Source organism: Sorangium sp. So ce176, from assembly GCF_051519835.1.
In the GTDB taxonomy this organism is placed as follows: Bacteria; Myxococcota_A; Polyangia; order Polyangiales; family Polyangiaceae; genus Sorangium; species Sorangium cellulosum_G.
Window position 1 is genome coordinate 2732354 of the sequence record NZ_CP150371.1, and the last position, 20957, is coordinate 2753310.

17 protein-coding genes are annotated in these 20957 nt (G+C 67.9%); 7 read left to right on the forward strand and 10 right to left on the reverse strand.

The window, feature by feature from the left end; all coding sequences use genetic code 11:
• Positions 1-503: 503 nt before the first annotated feature.
• Genes hsdR through WMF42_RS10535 form a run of 4 tightly spaced genes read left to right on the forward strand, consistent with a single transcriptional unit; the run spans position 504 to position 9086 of the window.
• Complete coding sequence (gene hsdR / locus WMF42_RS10520) at positions 504-3944, forward strand: type I restriction-modification system endonuclease (protein WP_437691795.1); 3441 nt, start codon at positions 504-506, stop codon at positions 3942-3944.
• A gap of 25 nt (positions 3945-3969) precedes the next feature.
• Positions 3970-5403 carry an N-6 DNA methylase gene (locus WMF42_RS10525; protein ID WP_437691796.1) on the forward strand — a complete coding sequence of 478 codons (1434 nt, stop codon included), beginning with the start codon at positions 3970-3972 and terminating at the stop codon, positions 5401-5403.
• On the forward strand, positions 5396-7051 hold the full coding sequence (locus WMF42_RS10530; protein ID WP_437691797.1) for a restriction endonuclease subunit S: 1656 nt from the start codon (positions 5396-5398) through the stop codon (positions 7049-7051). The genes WMF42_RS10525 and WMF42_RS10530 overlap by 8 nt, the downstream gene beginning before the upstream one ends.
• A complete protein-coding gene (locus tag WMF42_RS10535; RefSeq protein WP_437691798.1) occupies positions 7008-9086 on the forward strand; it encodes a DUF262 domain-containing protein in 2079 nt (692 codons plus the stop codon). The genes WMF42_RS10530 and WMF42_RS10535 overlap by 44 nt, the downstream gene beginning before the upstream one ends.
• Before the next feature lie 219 nt (positions 9087-9305).
• Here the strand turns inward: WMF42_RS10535 and WMF42_RS10540 are convergent, their stop codons facing one another.
• Positions 9306-9614: a DUF6968 family protein gene (locus WMF42_RS10540; RefSeq protein WP_437691799.1), complete on the reverse strand. Its 309-nt coding sequence runs from the start codon at positions 9612-9614 to the stop codon at positions 9306-9308.
• A gap of 1058 nt (positions 9615-10672) precedes the next feature.
• Here WMF42_RS10540 and WMF42_RS10545 point away from each other — a divergent pair.
• On the forward strand, positions 10673-12016 hold the full coding sequence (locus tag WMF42_RS10545) for a serpin family protein (protein ID WP_061605974.1): 1344 nt from the start codon (positions 10673-10675) through the stop codon (positions 12014-12016).
• 88 nt (positions 12017-12104) lie between these two features.
• Here WMF42_RS10545 and WMF42_RS10550 read toward each other — a convergent pair whose 3' ends face one another.
• Positions 12105-12806, reverse strand: coding sequence for a hypothetical protein (locus WMF42_RS10550; RefSeq protein WP_437694483.1), 702 nt, complete (start codon positions 12804-12806; stop codon positions 12105-12107).
• Between WMF42_RS10550 and WMF42_RS10555 the strand changes: the two genes are divergently transcribed.
• Entirely contained in the window at positions 12768-12851 is an 84-nt protein-coding gene (locus tag WMF42_RS10555) for a hypothetical protein (protein ID WP_437694244.1), read from the forward strand. The two genes, WMF42_RS10550 and WMF42_RS10555, sit on opposite strands and share 39 nt — an antisense overlap.
• A 330-nt stretch (positions 12852-13181) precedes the next feature.
• Positions 13182-13721 (forward strand): hypothetical protein, encoded by a 540-nt coding sequence (locus WMF42_RS10560; RefSeq protein ID WP_437691800.1) that lies wholly within the window; start codon positions 13182-13184, stop codon positions 13719-13721.
• Here the strand turns inward: WMF42_RS10560 and WMF42_RS10565 are convergent.
• The 8 genes from WMF42_RS10565 to WMF42_RS10600 all read right to left on the reverse strand — a co-directional run bounded on the left by WMF42_RS10565 (position 13652) and on the right by WMF42_RS10600 (position 20839).
• The gene (locus WMF42_RS10565) at positions 13652-13993 is read right to left on the reverse strand and encodes a hypothetical protein (RefSeq protein ID WP_437691801.1); all 342 of its coding nucleotides are present in this window, start codon (positions 13991-13993) and stop codon (positions 13652-13654) included. The genes WMF42_RS10560 and WMF42_RS10565 overlap by 70 nt on opposite strands.
• Positions 13994-14034: 41 nt before the next feature.
• Positions 14035-14730 (reverse strand): hypothetical protein, encoded by a 696-nt coding sequence (locus WMF42_RS10570; protein WP_437691802.1) that lies wholly within the window; start codon positions 14728-14730, stop codon positions 14035-14037.
• Positions 14731-15049: 319 nt separating this feature from the next.
• Positions 15050-16225, reverse strand: a complete 1176-nt coding sequence (locus WMF42_RS10575; RefSeq protein ID WP_061605978.1) for a WD40/YVTN/BNR-like repeat-containing protein — start codon at positions 16223-16225, stop codon at positions 15050-15052.
• Position 16226: 1 nt separating this feature from the next.
• Positions 16227-16505 (reverse strand): MoaD/ThiS family protein, encoded by a 279-nt coding sequence (locus WMF42_RS10580; protein WP_061605979.1) that lies wholly within the window; start codon positions 16503-16505, stop codon positions 16227-16229.
• Positions 16487-16654: a hypothetical protein gene (locus WMF42_RS10585; protein WP_437691803.1), complete on the reverse strand. Its 168-nt coding sequence runs from the start codon at positions 16652-16654 to the stop codon at positions 16487-16489. Before WMF42_RS10585 ends, WMF42_RS10580 begins: the two co-directional genes overlap by 19 nt.
• A 98-nt stretch (positions 16655-16752) precedes the next feature.
• A complete protein-coding gene (locus WMF42_RS10590; RefSeq protein ID WP_437691804.1) occupies positions 16753-18630 on the reverse strand; it encodes a metallophosphoesterase family protein in 1878 nt (625 codons plus the stop codon).
• 227 nt (positions 18631-18857) lie between these two features.
• The gene (locus WMF42_RS10595; RefSeq protein WP_437691805.1) at positions 18858-20033 is read right to left on the reverse strand and encodes an MFS transporter; all 1176 of its coding nucleotides are present in this window, start codon (positions 20031-20033) and stop codon (positions 18858-18860) included.
• A complete protein-coding gene (locus WMF42_RS10600) occupies positions 20018-20839 on the reverse strand; it encodes a helix-turn-helix domain-containing protein (RefSeq protein WP_437691806.1) in 822 nt (273 codons plus the stop codon). Before WMF42_RS10600 ends, WMF42_RS10595 begins: the two co-directional genes overlap by 16 nt.
• Positions 20840-20957 lie beyond the last annotated feature (118 nt).

The window sequence follows — 20957 nt, forward strand, 5'->3', positions numbered from 1 at the left end:
CGTTGCGGTCATGGTGGAAGTCGCTGGTTCAGCGACTCAGGTGGCTCGAGCAGCTCGACGTACTGACCAGCGCGAGCAGCGCGACCGCCTTGAGCTACCGAATTGCAACTTCAGGTCCATGCTCTGCAAGCGGCGCTGGCCGGCCAGGCATGGCGCGGGTCGCGACGGCGATCGGCGCGAGATGGTCGATATGGGCCGGGGAAAGAAGGGGTTTGCTCGCGGGACGAGCGCCGGTGTGGAGCGAGGCTCGGAGGATGCCGGGAGCCCGGCGCGGTCGCTCCCGTCGGCCGCTGGGGGCCATGACCTCCATGTGTGGAGGCTGGCGCCTCCAGCAACGCGCCGGTCCTTGCGCACATCTTCCGGAAAGGTGCCCTTCGCTCGCGCGCCCCTGAGCCCCTGCTCCTTACGCGGTACCGTCCAGATTGGTTTCGTTCCGCTTCCACCGGCACCCCGGGCTGGTGTTCCATGGAACGGTCCGCCCACCCTCGCGCGAGCTCGATCCTGTGCCCCCTGCTGCATCGCCCAACTTCTTCTTTCTCGCCCACCACGACCCGCGCCTCGTCGTTCTCGGAACGCAGGCGGAGCGCTACTTCGCCGACGACCCGAACACCTGCCTGGTGAAGCTGCGGCAGTTCGGCGAGATCCTCGCGCAGCGCGCCGCCGCGCGGCTCGGGCTCTACGCGTCGCCCGAGGACAACCAGGCCACGCTGATCAACCGCCTCCGCGAGCGGGGCGCGCTCGACGCGACGACGCGGCAGCTCTTCCACGACCTGCGCGTCGCCGGCAACAAGGCGACCCACGAGATCCGCGGCGACCACCGCGAGGCGCTGCACCAGCTCAAGATGGCGCGCGAGCTCGCCGTCTGGTTCCAGCGCTCGTTCGGGAACGACAGGAAGTTCGACCCCGGCCCCTTCGTGCCGCCCCCCGACCCGGCGAAGGAGGACGCCGCGCTCGCCACCGAGCTCGAGCGCCTGCGCGCAGAGCTGGCCAGGAGCAAGGTCGACATCGAGGCCGTCCGCGCCGCCGCCGACGAGGAGGGGAAGAAGCGCCTCACCGCCGAGGAGCGCGCCCGGAAGGCGGCCGAGGACGGGGCGCTCTGGGAGGCCCTCGCCACCGAGGCCGAGCAGAAGCGGGCGAAGGACGTCGAGGCCTTCGAGCGCCAGAAGGCGCAGCTCGCCGCCGAGCTCGCCGCCCTCCAGGAGCAGGCAGCGGCGGCACCGCCCGCCGCCATCCAGGCCGTGGTCGAGCGCGCCGCCGAGGCGGCGCAGGCGATCCTCCTCGACGAGGCCGCCACCCGCCGGATCATCGACGCGCAGCTCCGCAACGCGGGCTGGGAGGCCGACTCCGAGCACCTGGACTACCGGCGGGGGACGAGGCCGCAGAAGGGGAAGAACCTCGCCATCGCCGAGTGGCCGACGGAGACGGGCCCTGTCGATTATGTGCTGTTCGTTGGACTCGAGGCGTTCGCGGTCGTCGAGGCCAAGAAGATGAGCGTGGACGTGGCCAACGTCCTCAAACAGCAGACGGTCCGCTACAGCCGCGGTCTCACGCTCGAGGGCGACGCCAGGTTCGCGGGCGGTCCGTGGGACAAGGGGCACAAGGTGCCGTTCCTCTTCGCGACCAACGGGCGGGCATATCTCAAGCAGATCGAGACCAAGAGTGGCATCTGGTTCCGCGACGCGCGGCGTTCAACCAACCTCGCGCGCCCGCTCGAGGGCTGGTACACGCCCGAGGGGCTCGTCGCGCTCTTCAAGCAGGACATCGCCGCCGCCCACGCCCGGCTGGACAGCGAGCCCACGGGCTACCTCGACCTCCGCGACTACCAGATCCGCGCCATCCGGGCCGTGGAGACGGCGATCGAGGGCGGGAAGCGGGCGTGCCTCGTGGCGATGGCCACGGGGACGGGGAAGACGCGCACGGCCATCGGGCTCGTCTACCGGCTGATCAAGACCCAGCGGTTCCGGCGCATCCTCTTCCTCGTCGACAGGAGCGCGCTCGGCGAGCAGACGGTGGACGCGCTCAAGGACGTGCGGCTCGAGAACCTGCAGACGTTCGCGGAGATCTACAACATCAAGGGGCTCGAGGACGCGCGGCCCGACGCGGGCACCAAGCTGCATGTCGCGACCATCCAGGGCATGGTCAAGCGCGTCCTCCTCTCGAAGGAGGACGAGGAGAAGAAAGAGGCCGACGTGCCGCCGGTCGACCAGTACGACTGCATCGTCGTCGACGAGTGCCATCGCGGGTACACCCTCGACCAGGAGATGAGCGACGTCGAGCTGCGCTTCCGCAGCGACGACGACTACGTCTCCAGGTACCGGCGCGTCCTCGATCACTTCGACGCGGTGAAGATCGGCCTCACGGCCACGCCCGCGGCGCACACCAAGGAGATCTTCGGCGATCCGGTCTTCCTCTACTCGTACAGGGAGGCGGTGATCGACGGCTGCCTCGTCGATCACGAGCCGCCGGTGACCATCGTCACCGAGCTCGCGAGGAAGGGGATGATCTGGAAGCAGGGCGAGACGATGCGGCTCTTCAACCCGCGCACGGCGGCCGAGGAGCTCGTCGACGTCAAGGACGAGGTGAAGGTCGACATCGACGGCTTCAACAGCAAGGTGATCACCCGGAGCTTCAACGAGGTCGTGTGCGCCGAGCTCGCCCGGCACATCGACCCCACGCTCCCGGGCAAGACGCTGATCTTCTGCGTCAACGACGCCCACGCCGATCTTGTGGTCTCGCTGCTGGAGGCGGCGTTCCACGAGCGGTACGGCGACGTCGACGAGGGCACGGTGGCCAAGATCACCGGCCATCCCAGCGTCGATCGCCCGCTCCAGCTCATCCGGCACTTCAAGAACGAGCGTCTCCCCAGCGTGGCCGTCACCGTGGATCTGCTCACCACCGGCATCGACGTCCCGAAGATCTGCAATCTCGTCTTTCTGCGTCAGGTCAAGAGCCGCATCCTGTACGAGCAGATGATGGGCCGGGCCACGCGTCTGTGCCCGGAGATCGAGAAGGCGAGCTTTCGCATCTTCGACGCCGTGGCGCTCTACGAGAACTTCGAGCGGCTCACCTCGATGACGCCGGTGGTGAACGACGTGAGCCTCTCGTTCGAGGAGCTCGTGAAGGAGCTCCGGACGCAGAAGGACGCCGAAGTGCGGGCCGTGGTGCTGGAGCAGCTCATCGCGAAGCTCCAGCGCAAGCGGCAGGTGCTGAAGGGCGAGCGCCTCGCGCGGTTCGAGAACGTCGCGGGGACGTCGCCGGCCGAGCTTGCACGCCGGCTCAAGGCGGGGACGCCGGACGCGGCGGCGGAGTACTTCGCGCAGCACGGGTATCTCGTCGCGGTCCTGGACGAGAGGCTCGCGGCTGGCCGGCCGCTGATGGTCTCGGACCACGCCGACCGGGTGATCGAGGTGGGCCGCGGCTACGGCAATGCGCCGCGGCCGGACGATTACCTGGAGAGCTTCGCGGCCTACGTCCGCGACCACCTCAACACGCACCCGGCGCTCGTCCTCGTGACGCAGCGCCCGCGCGATCTGACGCGGGAGCAGCTCCGGGAGCTCAAGCTCGCGCTCGACGGGGCGGGCTACAGCGAGTCGGTGCTGCGGAGCGCGTGGCGGGACAAGACGAACGCCGACATCGCCGCGTCGATCATGGGCTTCATCCGGCGGGCGGCGCTCGGCGACCCGCTGGTGCCCTACGGCGAGCGGGTGGACAGGGCGGTGGCGAAGATCGCCCAGAGCCGCGCGTGGACGCCGGTGCAGCGCCGCTGGCTGGAGCGCATCGGCAAGCAGATCAAGGCCGACGAGGTGGTGGACCGGGCGGCGCTCGATCGCGGGCAGTTCCAGGCCGACGGCGGCTTCCAGCGGATCGACAAGATCTTCGACGGGCAGCTCGAGCAGGTGCTGGGCGATCTGAAGGAGGCGATCTGGGAGAGGGCGGCGGGCTGACTGTGATACGGAGGGCGCGCCGACAATGACCACCGCCGATATCGTCCGCAAGCTCTGGGATCTGTGCCACGTCCTCCGGGACGACGGCATCACCTACCACGAGTACCTCACCGAGCTGACGTACCTGCTCTTCCTCAAGATGGCGAAGGAGACGAGCACGGAGAAGGAGCTGCCCAAGGGGTATCGCTGGGACGATCTCTCGGGCAAGACGGGGATCGGGCTGCTCACCTTCTACCGCGCCACGCTGCTCCACCTGGGCACCGAGGCGTCGGGGCGCGTTCAGGGGATCTTCGTCAACGCCAAGACGTCGATCAAGCAGCCGAGGAACCTGGAGACGCTGGTGAAGGAGATCGAGCGGCTCGACTGGTACTCGGCGCGCGAGGAGGGCCTCGGCAACATGTACGAGGACCTGCTCCAGCGGAACGCGAGCGAGAAGAAGTCGGGCGCCGGGCAGTACTTCACGCCGCGGCCGCTCATCGACTGCATGGTGCGGCTGGTCCAGCCCAAGGCGGGGGAGCTTGTGCAGGACCCGGCGGCGGGGACGGCGGGGTTTCTGATCGCGGCGGACCGGTACATCAAGGCGGCGACCGACAACCTCTACGACCTGCCCGCGCGCGAGCAGGAGTTCCAGAAGAAGAAGGCGTTCTACGGCGTCGAGCTGGTGGAGGACGCGCACCGGCTGGCGCTGATGAACCTGATGCTGCACGGCATCGAGGCGAACCTGGTGCGCGGGGACACGCTCGCGTCGGACGGCGAGCGGCTGCTGGATGCGGATGTGATCCTGACGAACCCGCCCTTCGGGACGAAGAAGGGGGGCGGGCTGCCGTCGCGGAAGGACTTCACGTATCCGACCTCGAACAAGCAGCTCGCGTTCTTGCAGCACATCTACCGCGGGCTGAAGCCGGGCGGGCGGGCCGCGGTGGTGCTGCCGGACAACGTGCTGTTCGAGGAGAACACAGGGGCGCAGATCCGGGCCGATCTGATGGACAAGTGCGATCTGCACACGATCCTGCGGCTGCCGACGGGGATCTTCTACGCGCAGGGGGTGAAGACGAACGTGCTGTTCTTCACGCGCGGGGAGGAGCGGAAGGACAAGGGGAACACCAAGGCGGTGTGGGTCTATGACCTGCGGGCGAACATGCCCTCGTTCGGGAAGCGGACGCCGCTCGGGGAGAATCACTTCGCGGAGTTCGAGAAGGCGTTCGGGGGCGATCCGTACGGGAAGAGCCGGCGGAAGGACCAGGGGGCGGAGGGGCGGTTCCGGAGGTTCACGCGGGAGGAGATCAAGGCACGGGGGGATAACCTCGACATCGCCTGGCTCAAGGACGAGAGCGTCCATGGGGCGGATGATCTGCCGGAGCCGGAAGAGATCGCGGCGGAGATCCTGGAGAAGCTGCGGATCGCGATGCAGGAGATGGAGGGGCTGCAGGCTGAGCTCGATGGGGAAGCATATGAATAGCCTTCCCGCAGGGTGGACAAGAATCAAAATTGAAGAGCTTGCGGCTTCCAAGCGATATTCGCTCGCAATTGGTCCGTTCGGAAGCAGTCTGAAGGTTGTGGATTATCGCGACAGCGGAATTCCACTTGTGTTTGTGCGTGAAATACGCGGTGAGTCTTTTGGGGGGCCAAAAACTAGATATGTGCTCTCTGAGAAGGCTGCTGAGCTTTCGGCTCACGCCGTCTATCCTGGCGATCTCTTGGTAACCAAGATGGGCGACCCGCCAGGGGATACGGCCATCTACCCGGAAGACCGACCGTCCGGGATCATCACAGCAGACTGCATCAAGATGACCGTCGGGACGGCAGCAAGTTCCTTGTTTCTCAAATACTGGCTTCGGTGCGCTCCTGTCCGCGATCGAATTCTAGACGAGACAAAGGGTGTGGCCCAGCAAAAGCTCAGTCTTGAGCGGTTTCGCAAGATCGAAATTGAGCTTCCACCAATAGGTGAACAGCGCCGCATCCTCACCAAGCTCGAAGCCCTCACCTCCAAGAGCCGCCGCGCCAAGGAGGCGCTCGACGCCATCCCCGCGCTCCTCGAGCGCTTCCGCCAGTCCGTGCTCGCAGCCGCCTTCCGCGGCGATCTCACGGCAGACTGGCGGGAGAAGAACCCCGACGTGGAGCCGGCCGAGGAGCTGCTCAAGCGGATCCGCGCCGAGCGGCGGCGGCGGTGGGAGGAGGCGGAGCTCGCCAAGATGCGGGCGAAGGGGAAGGTACCGGGGGACGATCGCTGGAAGGAGAAGTACGAGGAGCCGGCGCCGGTGGATGCGAGCGAGCTGCCGGAGCTGCCGGAGGGCTGGGCGTGGGCCACATGGGCTCAGGTCGGTCTCTGCCAAAATGGGCGTCCCTTTCCTTCGTCAGAGTACACTTCATCCGGCATCAAGCTGCTCCGACCCGGTAATCTGCACGTCGATGGTCGATTGGAATGGACGCCAGATAATACAAAGTGTCTTCCGGAGCGATGGACAGAGGAGAACTCGGACCACGTCATTCGAGCCGATGAGCTGGTGATGAACCTCACCGCGCAATCGCTCAAGGACGAATTTTTGGGCAGGGTTTGCTTGTCGTCACCAGGGGAGCGATGCCTCTTGAACCAGCGGTTGGCCCGCCTCACCCCGCTGATGATGTCTGCTCGCTTTTGCCTATGGCTGTTCAAATCACCACTTGTTCGCGCCTACATCGATGAGCTGAATACGGGCTCGCTCATCCAGCATATGTTCACGTCTCAAGTGAATCGGTTCGTGCTGCCTATCCCGCCTGCGGATGAGCAGATTGAGATCGCGATCCGAATCGATGCAATGCTTGATGCGGCGAACCGCGTACGACTACTCATGGGCGAAGGTGGTGCTCGGTTGTCAAATCTGGATCGCGCCATCCTCGCCAAAGCCTTCCGCGGCGAGCTCGTCCCGCAGGACCCGAACGACGAGCCCGCCTCCGTCCTCCTCGAACGCCTCCGCGCCGAGCGCGAGCAGAACCGCCAGCCCACCAAGGGCGCCGGCCGCCGCCGCGCCGCCGAATCCCCGCCCCCTGTCGCTTCCAACCCCACCGCTCTACAGAGGAAACCCGATGCAAGCCGCCGAAGCCAAGCTGCAGCGCGTTCTCGAGGGTAGCAAGCAGTTCCTGGTGCCGCACTACCAGCGCCCGTACTCCTGGCAGCCGGAGCAGTGGGAGGCGCTGTGGCGCGACATCGTGGTGCTGCTCGAGGAGGAGAATCCGCAGCCGCACTTCCTGGGATCGATCGTCACCTCCCCGGCCAAGTCCGTCCCCGAGGGCGTCGAGAAGCGGCTCCTGATCGACGGGCAGCAGCGCCTGACCACGCTGCTGATTCTGTTCGCCCTGCTGCGCGATCAGGCGCGCCTCGGCGGCCTCGACAAGCTCGCATCGCAGATCGAGGACCTGTACCTCACCAACCGGTATGAGAGCGGGAACGACTACTTCAAGCTCCTGCCCACGCAAGGCGAGGACCCGAGCCTGAGCGATCGCGAGAACTTCATGCGCATCGTCCGTGGCGAGGGGCCGAACGTGAAGACCGGCATCGGGCTCGCGTACCAGTTCTTCCAGAACAAGCTGCGGAAGGCCGACGCGCCCGGCCTGGAGGCGGTGCACCGGATCGTGATCAGCAAGCTGACCCTGGTCAGCATCATCCTCGACGAGCAGGACAACCCGCACCGCATCTTCGAGAGCCTGAACGGCAAGGGGCGCCCGCTCTCGCAGGCGGATCTCATCCGCAACTACTTCTTCATGCGGATCGACGCCCACGAGCACGAAAAGACCTACGTCGAGCTCTGGCGGCCGATGCAGAAGCGGCTCGGCGACGAGGTGGTCACGCCCTTCGTTCGGCACTACCTCATGCGCGAGGGACCGATCGTCCGCGAGACCGACGTGTACTCCGCCCTCAAGGCGCGGGTGGACGAGGACCGCTCGAAGGGGCCGCTCGATCACCTCCGGCGGCTCGACAGGTTCTCGCAGTACTACACCCTCCTCCTCCGGCCTCAGCACGAGCCGAACACGCAGTTGCGGGACCGGCTGGTGCGGCTGAACCGCCTCGAGGTCACGGTTGCGTATCCCTTCCTGCTGAACGTTTACGGTGACTACGCCCGTGGTGCCCTGTCGGAGGCTGACGTCATCGACCTGCTCGAAACGCTCGAGAGCTTCCTGGTTCGCCGGTTCGTGTGCGCCGTACCCACCCACGGGCTAAACAAGATCTTCACGCCACTCTACGCGCAGGCGTCCGCGGAGCCGAAGTTCGTCGAGGCCGTGCGCAAAATCCTCGCGGGCAAGGGGTACCCGAGGGACGAAGATTTCCGCGACCGGCTCGAGTCCGCGCGCCTCTACGGCGCGGGCGACCGGCGCGAGAAGACGAAGCTCCTGCTCGAGCGGCTGGAAGCGTCGTTCTGGCACAAGGAGCACGTAGTCACGGCCGGGCTCACGATCGAGCACGTGATGCCGCAATCGTTGACGGACGAGTGGCAGGCGGACCTCGGGCCGACGTGGGAGGAAGATCACGAGCAGCTCCTGCACACGCTGGGGAACTTGACGCTCACGGGCTACAACTCGGAGCTCGACAACGATCGGTTCTCGGACAAGAAGAAGCTCTACGCGGAGAGCCACCTCGAGCTGAACAAGTACTTCGCCACGGTCGAGCACTGGACCGCGGCGGAGATCGACAAGCGCGCCGAGGCCCTAGCCGAGCGTGCCCTCGCGGTGTGGCCCTACTACGGTCCGGTCCACGTGCCGGCCGGCGCGACGGACAAGTCCCCGGTCACGGGGACGATCCCGCAGACGGTCCAGGTGCGCGGGCGCAACTACCCGGTCAGGGCGTGGGTGGAGGTGGCTGTGGTGACCATGGAGGCCATCGCGAGCCTCGGGGATGAGGAGTTCGAGCGGGTCGCGACTGAGCTACCGAAGTTTGTGAGCCGGGACGCCACGTCGTTCCGCAAGTGGAGCCGGCTGAAGACGCTGTCGAACGGGGCGTACATGGAGACCAACTTGTCCGCCGCGGCGTTCCATCGATTCTGTGTACAGGCGACGCAGCTCGCTGGTCTCGGCTCCGACGAGTGGCGGGTGCGCTACGCGCCCCGCGCCGTGGCGGAGGCGGGGATGGCGGGCGGAGCTGAGCACCGCAACGAGGTGGGTTCCCGATGACATGGCCCCGGTCGGTGTAGGCTCACCAACCCAGGCTTGACCGCCAGCAAGCATGCTGCCCGACGCGCTGGGGGCACAGGCGGTCGCCTCGCCGAGCTCGGCGCAGGCGTGCCTGGCGCTGAGGCAACCATGGGCGAGCCCAGCGACCGCTCTCCGGCCTCCGTGGTTGGCGATCCCGGACGACCTGTCAGGAGCGGCGACGTCGATGAGGCCGCGGCTTCAAGGTACCGAGATATCGATTGCGGGGAACCCGATCCACTCCTCTTCGAGCCACGAGAGCCGGCCAGCGGCTTCATACCTGGAGAGCATCGTCGGGATCAGGTAGAGCGCGCCATACAGCGCCTGAAACGCATCGATCCCGGCTCCGTGAGACTTGTCGGTGTCCCCCGCCCCTGTGACTTCCACGTCAGCCTCCCAGCAGAGGACGGCTGGCCTGTACTCGGGCGCCCAGACTCGTACCCGGATACTTTCCTGGATCCCGCTGGGTCGCGTCAGTGTGATGCTGCGTTCCGCGATCGGGCCCGTCATGCTCGTCCAGCTAGCGCACTCGTCGGTGCTGTCAAGTGCCCGAGCTCAGCAGGACCTCAGGCACTTCGCCTGCCCCTTGTTGCGCGCCTGTTCACAGATGCTTCGCAGGAGCACGGGCGCGCGCTCCTCGCAATAAAGCTCCCATCGAGTCGAGAGCGCGAAGCATGCGGTGGGGCAACTGGAACGGCACTTTCCTTTGCCTGCGGCTCGCCCTTGCATGTGCTCCGAGTAGCACCGGACTGTCGCCGCGGGCGTCAACAGCGCGGCTCCGTTCGCCGCTCCACACATGAGCTGCCAGATGTCGGCCCCATCGTCGACCGCATCTTCGCACCTGCCTCGTGTGGCTCGAGATTCGATTGGTTCGCCCGTGGCGTGAATCTCCTCGTCAGGGGCGGTCTCCGGCAGTTCGGGCGCAGTCTCCGATGGCGGCGCTGGTTCGAGCGCGCACGAGACGACGGAGCAGCAGATGACGACGGTGGTGATGGCGTCGAATGTTCGCATGCCAGGGCTGTTGCGATTGGCGTGCCTGGTTGAAGGTGTGCTGCTGTGAGGCACGCCGGCAGCTCTGTGCCTGGTCCGGTCGTGGCAGGGGCCAGGAGCAGATGCGCGTGTTGCTGCGTCAGTTTGTCTCTATCGGCGCTGGGTCGGCTCTCGTGTCTTTGCCGACCTTCGGTCGGTCGGCAATTGATGGATGAGCAGAGAACATATCGCCATCTCGCTGATGGTGCGTGAGCGGGCCGCAGCGCTGCGCCGGCGGGTCGAGCAACGCCGTGTTGCCGCGGACCGCGAAGGTCCAGGTGCAGCCGTCGGTGGCGGCGGCGGTGTGCGGTCCGGTGCGCTCGAGCTAGCCGTCCTGGCGATCCTCGCCGCCGCGCGCCCACCTCGTCCGGCCTCGCGCCGGGTGTTCGTGTGCCAGATCGGGCCAGCCCTCTCGCCGGATGTCAGGGTTCGCTCGCGCGCGGCGTGCGGCGCCTCGGCCTCGCCGCGCGTGCCGCCTCGGAGCCCAGGAGCCCTCGATCGGGCGCCGGCGCGGCACGGCGAGTGCTCGGCGGAGCGGCATGATGCGAACCCTACGAACCTGCGCTCCGCTCTTCGCCCTGGCCCTGACCGCGACCCTCGGTTGCCAGACCTCCTCCACCGACCCGCCGAACGAGGACCCGAACCCCGATCCGGGGGACGAGGTGTGCCACGACACGCCCGGATGTGTGGTCGCCTCCGACAAACAGCGCATCTCGACCCCGGACGTGCCTGCGGACGACCAGGCCGCGCTCGTCTCGGGCAACTCCGCGTTCGCGCTCGACCTCTACCAGCAGCTCCGCGCGGAGCCGGGCAACGTCTTCTACTCGCCCTACAGCATCTCGACGGCGCTCGCGATGACGTGGGCCGGCGCGAAGGGCGACACCGAGACGGCCATGGCCGGCACGCTGCACTTCGACCTCGGGCAAGACAAGCTCCACCCGGCGTTCAACTGGATCGACCAGGAGCTCGAGAGCCGCGGTCAGGGCGCCCAGGGCGCCGACGGGAAGGGCTTCCGCCTCAACGTCGTGAACGCGCTCTGGGGACAGATCGGCTATCCGTTCGAGACCGCCTTCCTGGACACGCTCGGGCTGAACTACGGCGCCGGAATGCACGTCGTCGACTTCATTGGCCAGCCGCAGGAGTCGGTCGATCTCGTCAACGGCTGGGTCAGCGAGCAGACCGAGGGCAAGATCGAGGAGCTGGTGCCCGTCGAGGCGATCACCCCCGAGACGGTGCTGATCCTCACGAACGCCATCTACTTCAACGCGGCGTGGCGCACCCCGTTCGAGACCACCGCGACCGAGGACGGCCAGTTCGCGACGGCCGACGGGACCGACGTGACAGTGCCCCTGATGCACGGCAGCCTGGAGATACCGTACGCCGAGGGCGACGGCTACCAGGCGGTCGCCATGCCCTACGACGGGGACGAGCTGTCGATGGTGATCATCCTGCCGGAGGCGGGCACGCTCGACGCGTTCGAGGCGTCGCTCGACGCGGCGAAGGTCGACGGCATCGTCGGCGCGATGAGCGAGCACCTTGTCGACACAACGATGCCGAAGTTCAAGTTCGAATACAAGCTGAGCCTCAAGAACACGCTGGAGGCGATGGGGATGGAGGTCGCGTTCACGCCCGGCGCCGCCGACTTCACCGGGATCAACAGCCAGGGACAGCCCTTCATCCAGGACGTCATCCACAAGGCGTTCGTCGGCGTGAACGAGGCCGGCACCGAGGCGGCGGCGGCGACCGCGGTCATCGTCGGCGACGAGTCGGCGCCCTCGCCGGCGTCGCTCGCGCTCGTGAATCCCTTCCTGTTCCTCATCCGCGACAACGCGACAGGCAGCATCCTGTTCGTCGGCCGCATCGCCGACCCCAGCGCGAGCTGAGCACCGCGTCCCGCTCCACGACGGGGCCCTCCACCATCCCCCTCGCCACGTGCGTGCTTTCTGCGGCCTGATGGCCGACGATGGCTCATCAGAAAGCAACCTTGAGCTTGGCCTCGTGCGAAGCTGCTTCGTCGGCAGCCTCGGTCTCCGGATACCAGCCCAGCTCAATCTCCTGGACCGCGCGAGCAAGCATCCTCGCCATGACGTAGGTGTCTCCGATGGTGCTGGCCTGCCAGGATGTCACGTCGTGGTTGCCGAGTCGGTGCAGAAATATTCGGTGGCCGACAGTGAAGAATACACGGGCCCAGAACTTCTTCTCGTCCAGCGAGGGAAACACCTCGTCGAGGTCGAGATCGACCCCGGGCCACATGTTCGCCTCGAAGCTCCGGAGGGTTGCCAGGCTGGCGCGGTCGCTCTCCGTGGATGCCGTTTCGGATCCGACCTGGATCGCGAACGCGACGATGGAGCACAGCCGAGCGTTCGAAACATGGATGAACTGTTCGCCGATGGAGATGCAGGACGACATGATGGTGTTCTTCTCCGTGCATGACGACCTGCCGGTCTGCCGCGGCGCGCAGCGCTGCCGGCAGCAGCGGCTTGTCGGGCGCGAGATAGAGAAAGAGAGAGTACACAGGGAGGCGGGGAGGCGGGGAGGAGAGAGAGCGCAGACAAGGGTGGGAGGCGAGACATGGGGACCATCGTTCGAGCTCGCTCGGGGCCGGCTGGCGTTGTCGTCGAGGAGAAGCTCGTGCTGGAACTCAAGACCGTCGATCACCTGCTGCCAGTCCATGAAGCTCAGGTGCTCACGTACCCAACCCGAAGCAGCCGGCGCTGAGGCTGCTCGTTCGAACGACTGATCCCGGCTCTCGCCTCCCCGCCTCCCTGTTCAATTTTCCGCTGAGAAGGGCCGCAAAAATGAAGCAGCAGCGGCGATAGCACTGTTCCACTCCTCGAACGCCGCCGTTTCAGCTCGCTGTCTGGCGTCGCATACCGTGTCGCCGCATACTCTGGACGTGATCCCGGCGCGGTGCGGGGCGGGCGGGATGCGCCTGTCCCCGGACGCACCAAGGAGTCCCCGCGCCCGGCCACGCGCTTGGTCCGGAAACATAACTCATCCTAGCAAAACATTGGCGAACAAATGAAACACATCTCGCACACGATGCTCATGCGCGCCCTGATCTGCGGCCTTGTCGTCGGAGGCGTCTCGCTGAGCGCACCCGCCGAAGCTCAGGCGGTGGAGTACGGAGTCTACGAAGGTGAAACTTGCCCCGCAGGCTACGCGCCTTTGACCCCAGTCGACGCCTTCTGGACGTTTGCCTTCAGCTGCAATGAGCTCCCCTATTCAGGGGTCTTTCGCATCGCAGACGGGTCTTCGATCGATGGTCCGTGGAACAACTGCCAGCAGCACGCTGACGATACCCGCGAGCTGGACTACATACTCTGCAAGCCCAACTACGAGCTCTTCGAGATCGGCGGGACCACCTTTGCGGTCGTGAGAGGCGGAGAGCAGTGCCTGGAGGGCTTCGAGCTCGCGGATTTCGCCACCGTCTCCGCCAACTCGGCGGAGATCTGCTCGCACGTCGGGCTCTGGAACATCGCGAGGATCGGTGGAGGCGGATCCATCGACGGTGCAGGTTACGAGTGCAACGTCCGCGCGACCGACCCTCGCTCGCTCGGTGACGCCATCTGCGTGGAAAGCGATTGACGCTCGAGCCGCCGGTCGCTGCGTAGCCTCATCGGGGCGCGGCGCGACGCCTGCGCCAGGCAGCAGAACGTCGACGGCTCGGTCGGCACCACGTCGCCGAGCGGCTCGCCGCCGCTCGGCGCACAGCCGTCGGGATCCACGGCGACGATCTCCGCGGGCTTGCTGCCGACGCCGACGCCGGGCGGCGTGACCCCGCAGAACGGCGTCGTCGAGCTCACGACGGCCGACACGAGCACGTCCGCGCCCGCGCCGTCGCTGTGGACCCGGTGCACGCGACGGAGACGCGCCCGGGAAGTGAAGGGCTGAAGCGGATCTACGCGGCCTTCGCCGGCTTCGGGTTCAGCTCGAGGAAGCGGCGCTGGTAGGCGTACGAGCGAAAGCGGATCTGCAGCGGCGGCTCGTTGCCGCTCTTGATCTCGAGCTTCGCGCCGTCGTCGTGCTCGGCGCAGTGCGGGATGCGCAGCGTGTAGGTCGTGCCGCCGCCGGTGCGCACCGCGATGCTCCCGAGCGCGAGCCCGGCCGCGGCGACGGCCACGTTGGTCCCGGTCTGGCCGTCGTCCGCCTTCGCCTCGATGCCGCGAGTCGCCGGCCTCGCGCACACGCAGCAGCCTTGCGGCCAGCAGATCGTCTCGCTCGCCACCGGCACCGGAAAGCCCGGCGTCGGGTGGACGTAGTCGCCGGCGAGCACGGTGAGGACGCGCTTGTCGACGAGGTACGCGGCCTGGCACTTGTCGCAGAACGCCGGCTCTTCGGTGTGGTTGAGCTCGATCTCCGCGAGCGTCGCCTGGCAGCGCGGGCACGTCGCGGTGCCGGCCAGGTCCCTGGCGACGAGGAGCGACCCGAACGCGAACACAGCGAACCCGAGGCCGCCGACGAGGCAGAGCAGCCACAGCAGGCCGGATTGGTCGAGCATCGCGCGGAAACAGAGGAACGAGAGGCCGACGAGCACCGCCGTGATGACGGCGTACTTGATGGTGGAGCCGGTGTTGCGGGTCACGGTGGACGTCATGAGCGCGATTTTAGCGCCGGTTGACCCGTGAGCGCGCGCCGAACGCTGTCGCGGAAAGAGGGTAGGAGGGCAGGAGGGAAGGAGGGAAGGAGGGTAGGAGGGTAGCGCCTCCAAGCGCCTTCAGGCGGTGCGGTACCATCCTGCCCCACATGCCCCACCGGCCTGGCCTTGAGGTGCATGCCGAGCCCTGGAGCACCGGCCGGGGATCGGCATCAAGAGAGCGGGTTGAAGCAGCAGCGGCGCGGTCCTGTTCTTCTGGGCGCCGCTCCCACCCGCTCCCGAAACGATCGCGCTTCGCTTCTCCTGAGCCACCAACCTATCACGCGAAGCGTACTGAATAGATGGGCGGCAGGTTGTTGGCGACCGCCGTCCAACCCTCTCCGCCGTCATCGCTCACGTAGAGGTTGCCCGTGGTGGTGCCGAAAGCCACAGCGCCGTCCTTGTTGGCGAGCGCGTGGCGGTAGATGACGTCGTAGGCTTGCTCCTGGGGCAAACCGCGGCGGAGCTGCTTCCATGTCTCACCGCCGTCCGTCGTGCGAGCCACGAAGAGCGCGCCATCGACGGTCATTCGCTGCATGTCCGACTTGCCGGGCACGACCCACGCCGTGCGTCCGTGCTTCGCGTCCGCGGTGATGGGGAAGCCGAAATGAACGCCTTGTTCCGGGCGGCTCACCTTGCGCCAGCTCTTTGCGCCGTCGCTGCTGTAGTAGATACCAACGTGATTCTGCTGCCAGATATGGTCGGGGTCGCCCTCGCATTGCTCGATGTAATGCGTGTCGTGGCCCCACTGGGCGTCTGGCTCGGGCGTGTGATCGAGCTGCATGCCCTTGTTGCGCGGTTGCCAGACCTCTCCCCCGTCCTCTGTCTCGATGACGCCGGCCGTGGACACGGCCACGAGCATTCGCTTCGGGTTGCGCGGGTCCACCACGATGGAGTGGATGCCCGGGGCGAACTCGCCACCCTCGGAGGCCGGCGTGCCAAACCATTTCGTCTCGCCTTTGCCCTCGCCGGTGAAGAGGTCGCCGCCGCGTGATTCGTGGTTCCAGAGCGGCCGGTTGAGCTCGAAGGAGCCGCCGCCGTCGCGGCTGACGAACAAGCCACCAGGGATGGTGCCCACGTAGACCGCGCCGCCGGGGCCGAAGCCGATGATCCAGAGCTTCTGTACCGTGGCCGGGCGCGTGACGATCTTGATGCCGACACCGAAGTCGCTGCCTGCGTCTTCGTACATGTCCTGGCCGATGTAGCGAGCGCCCTCGGGATACTTGATCTGGGTGGGGTTGTCATTCCAGGTCTCGCCTTCGTCCGTGGAGACGGACAGCTTGGCTCCCCAATGACCGAAGCCGAGCAGCGCCCAGAGCTTGCCCGTGTAGGGATCGCGCGCGACGTAGTTGACGCCGCCGCCGGCGTGGCCCGCGAGGCGCGGCTTCCACGTGCCGTTCTGTCTCTCGACGATAAACGTGCCTTTACGCGTGCCCAACAGGATACGGCTTGCCATTTCAGCCTCCGCTCAGCGCTTGCAGAATGTGGACCTCGTCGTCGGCAGCGACTGCGTCCGTGAGCCCCTTGCGGTCGCGGATCATCTGCTTGCCGACGAAGATGTTGACGTGCGTCCGCAAGCGGCCGCGCTCGTCGCAGATGTAGAAGCCGATGCCGGGCGCGAGCCTCTCCAGGGCCGCCACGACCTCACCTGCTGTCGACGCCTCGACCACGATGGTTTGACCTTCGAGGTGCGGGAAGAAGGTGTAGAGATGGCGCGTCAGGTGGACAGACGGCATGGCGGCTTGCCATACTCCAGGCGTTGTTGGGTGTCAATTCGTTTTACGTCGACTGGGCGGTAGAAGGGGGCGTGCAGCTCCGAGGAGAGGTGGCGCAGCTCCAGGGTCATTGCGTCGTCCTCGCGGTCTTGCCCCACCAGGTAGACCACATCATCGGAAGGTAACATCGTGGTTCGGGTGATGTGGGCGACCTGGGCGCCCGCGCCGGATCGAGTTGCCGGAGGGTGAGCGTGGCGCGGGCGAGGCGTCATGTGCGGCGGGCGGCCGGGACCTCGTAGGCGAAGGAGCCGCGCTCATCGAGGTGGTAGGCGAGGACGTCACGGTCGATCTTCCGCCCGCCGGCGCTCGTGAACATGCGCCGGGGAAAGACGCGCACGCGGGCCTGCGCGGCGCCTGGGAGCAGCTCGAAGCGGCCGGCGCTGAAGCCATGGAGGCGGGTCACGCCGCGGCCGCCGGGGCCGTCGTGCTCCTCGAGACCGAAGAGGGAGGCGCCCTGCAGGGCGTGACGCGCGTGGCCGCCGCCGTGGGCGGTCGAGGTGGCGGCGCCCTCGTGCATGTGGCCGAAGAAGTGGGCGGCGAAGCGACCGGCCGGGTCGACCTCCTGACGGAACTCCTGGCGTGCCTGCGGGTGGAGCCACTCGGGCGGGTGGTGGGTGAGCAGCAGGTTGATGTGGTGGCGCTGCAACCAGTCGGGGGCGTCCTCGTCACAGACGACGTGGAGCTGGCGCGGGTCCACGGCGAGGCGCCCCTGGTAGTCGCCGCCGGTGAGCTGCAGGAAGGCCGAGTTGAGACCGATGACGCCAAGCTCGAGGCCGTGGAGCGACAGCGAGTACGAGCTGTCGCCCGGCAGAAGGCCGAGCTTCCGGCGATCGAGGACGTGCCATCGGCAGGAATCGACCCAATCGGTGTAGGGCTTGAAGACCTTCGCGAGGCGCTCGCGGTAGCCGAGGTCGCTCTTCTCGTCGAACACCTGGTCGCGCAGGCGCGGGCTTTCGTGCCACTGCGAGAGGGCGAGCACGTACGGATCGAGGTCGCTCTTGGGGCGCTCCAGGTCGTGGTTGCCGGGCACGGTGATCAGCCGCGGCTGCGAGCCGAGCTGGTCGAAGCGCCGCCACAGCCTGTCGAGGGTAGCGTCGAGCTTCTTGAACTCGTCTTCCTTGCCGCACTGGGTCAGGTCCCCGGTGAACAGCACGAGGTCCCACGGGCCGCACAGGTCGTGCAGGCGCGCGAGGTCGTCGAACAGCGTGGCCATGACGTTCGGCCACAGCCAGCTCGTGCCGCCCATGCCCTGATGGAGGTCGGTGAGGTGCAGCCAGCCGACCGAGGCGGGACGCGCGGGCGTGGACGGCGCTGGCCGCGGGGCGCTCGGGTCCTTCTCGGGAGGGCGGGTCGAGCGCGACAGCCTGGCCGAGGCGTCGAGACCCCGAGCGGCCAGGCCGACGGTCGTGGCGTCGCGTCCGGCGGTCGGCCGCGCGGGCTCCGGCGCGGGGGTCGCGGCCGGGGATTCATCGAGCTCGCCCGCGTCCGAGTCCGCTGCCTCTCCGGCGAGCTGGGCCCCCTGCCAGAGCAGCACGTCGGCGCCGTGCGGCGAGATCGTGTGTTCCTCGAGGAGCCTGCGGACGCGTGCGCTGTAGTCGAGGTACCCGGTCGGCCTGCCGAGCGCGATGGGCGGGCCGCCGTCGATCGCGGCGAGCCCCCGCGCCATCGTGTCGGTCGCCGGCGGGAAGCGCATGGGATCCCGGGTGTGCAGGATCATCGACGGGAACAGCCAGCCGCCGCCCGGCAGGCTGCGCCCGCGGCGGAGCGCGACAAGGTGCTCGGCGAGCCAGGCGTCGTCGGCTTGCCATAAAGAAGGCACCGCCGCGTTCACGCCGTCGAGCGCGGCGACCAGCAGGTTCGCGTTGTTGCCGACCAGGCCGGTGGCGAAGCGATTGTTCACCTCGCGGCCATCGACGTGGTCGGCGTTGAAGAGCTGGAGCAGGCGCCGGAGGCCGGTCTCGTCGAGCTGCCCGAGGGAGCCCTCGATCAGCTTGCGCGCTCGCGCGAGCGCGTCCTCCCGCCGGGCGATGCGCTCCGGGTGCAGCCGGGCCTGCGTCTGTCGCAACACCTGCTGGCGATCGAGCATGGGCTGCGACTATATCCCAGCGCGGCTCCCGTCGGCCGCCTCGCGCGAACGGGCGTCGCCCTGGCCGGGCGAGGCCCGCTTCCAGGCGCTGAAGATCGCCGCCCTCGGGCACCCCGACGCGGGTATCCGAGAGCCGCGAGGGGAGGTTTCGGTGGGCGCTCGACCGCGCGCCCGCAGGCTGTGGCGTGAAGGCGGCCCCTTCGATGCATAGACAAGCTGTTGAGCGCCTACGCGCCGTCGCTCGTGCCCTGAGGGGGCGTCGACCGGACCAGCAGTTCGTGCAGCAGCCACAGGCCCGCGGCCGTGACCACCGCGAGCGTCCCGATCGACGGGAGCCCCACACGCGCGGCGAGCACGCCGCCGAGGCTCGGCAGGACCGCGCCGCCGACCATGGCCGCGCTCGCCTGGAATCCGATCGCGTGCATCGTGTAGGGGCCGAGCCGGGCCGGGGTGCGGGACATCAACGTCGGGTAGATCGGCGCGAGGCCGAGCCCCGCCAGCATGAGCCCCGCGGCCCCTGGCCAGGCCGGGCCGACCGCGAACAGCACGCATCCGAGCAGCGCCGTGAGCGTGGCCATGCGGAGGAGCCGGTCCGCGCCCACCCGATCGACCACCAGGCCGAGCACGACGCGCCCGACGCCGATGCTGCCCCAGTAGGCGCCCGCCCACACCCCGGCCGTCTCCGGCGCGACGCCGCGCGCCTCGGTGTTGAGCGTGAAGCTCCACTGCCCGAGCATCACCTCGAGGCCCGTGTAGAGGAAGAACACCGCGATCTGGAGCCACACGCGGCGCTGCCGCAGCGCCGCGGCGAGCGGGACGGGGACGCCCGGCGCCTCCTGCGGGCCTCCAGCGGCCGCCGCCCGCGCGCGGAACGATCCCTTGACCACGGCAAAGGCCGTGGTCAGGAGCAACATGATCGCGCCGATGATCGCGTAGCCCGAGCGCCATGAGCCGGTGGTCGCGAGCGCCGCCGTCGCGATGAGCGGCCCCAGCGCCGCGCCGACGCAGTAGCACGCGTGAAGCCAGTTCACGTGGCGCGCGGAGAAGTTGCTCGCCGCGTAGGCGTTGAGCCCCGCGTCGATCGCGCCCGAGCCGAGCCCGGCGACAAGCCCGCAGAGGATCAGCAGCGGCCAGGCCGGCGTCGTCGCGTAACCGAGCATGGCGACCGTGATGAGCCCGCTGCTCAGCGTCAGCAGCTTGCCCACGCCGAGCCGGTCCACGAGCTTCCCCGCCGCGATGCTGGAGGAGAAGTACCCAACGCCCGTCCCGACAAGGAGCGCGCCGAGCGCGCTTTGCGGGAGCGCGAACGCGGTGCGCAGCGAGGGCCACGCGACGCCGAGCACCGCGTCGGGCAGGCCGAGGCTCACGAACCCGACGTAGGTGAGGATCAGGAGCGGCGGCACGCGGGCGACCTCGTCCCAGGCTCCCCGCCGGCCTCCGCGTCGCCGGAGCCGAACCGAACGTCCCTGTCGCCCGCGCGCTTCAGGAAGGCGCCCGGCGTGAGCCCGACGAGCTCCCGGAAGTCGGCGATGAGGTGCGCCTGGTCGTAATAGCCCGCGTCTGCGGCGATGCGCGCCCAGTCCTTCGAGGTCGCCGCCATCCGCACGGCGCGCTGCAGGCGCACAATCCGCGCGAACTCCTTCGGCCCGATGCCGACGCTCTCCGTGAAGGCGCGGCGAAGATGCCGCGCCGTGACGCCGAGCCGCTCCGCCACGCTCTCCACCCGGACCTCGTCTCCTTCGAGCAAGCGAACCGCGCGGCGAGCGAGCCGCGCCGACGCCGGTTCGAACGTCGGGTGGGTGCGAAGGGCGATCGCGCGGGAGAGCCGGTCAAGCACCTCTGGCAGGCTTCGCGCCGCAAGGAGCTCGAGGCAGAGGTCGCTGCCCGAACGGCCCCAGACGTCTTCCAGCGGGACGATCTGGTCCGTCAGCGCGTTCGCTGCCACGCCCAGCAGCGGCGCCGACCAGCCAGGCTTGAACTGAAGCATCACCGCCCGCGCGACGCCGGTTGCGTCCTTGAAATGCGCCCGCGTTCGCGGGCCCACGACGAACAGATCCCCTCTCCGACCCCCCTCGATCATGCGAAAGACAAGGGTCGTCCTTCCGTCGGGCAGCTGCTCGACGTGACATGCGCGCCCAGCGACTGGCTCGATGGTGCGAACATCCTCGACGAAGCGGGAGAGCGAGAACGTCAAGGCGGCAGAGGCCATCGTGCTCGGCACCCTCGTGGTCTAGCGCGTCCACTGCGGCCGTTCAAGCTGAGCGGAATCCACCCTGAAAATGTCCGGTCCTTCCAATCGGAAGGCGGCGGCGGGAGGTACGAAGGGG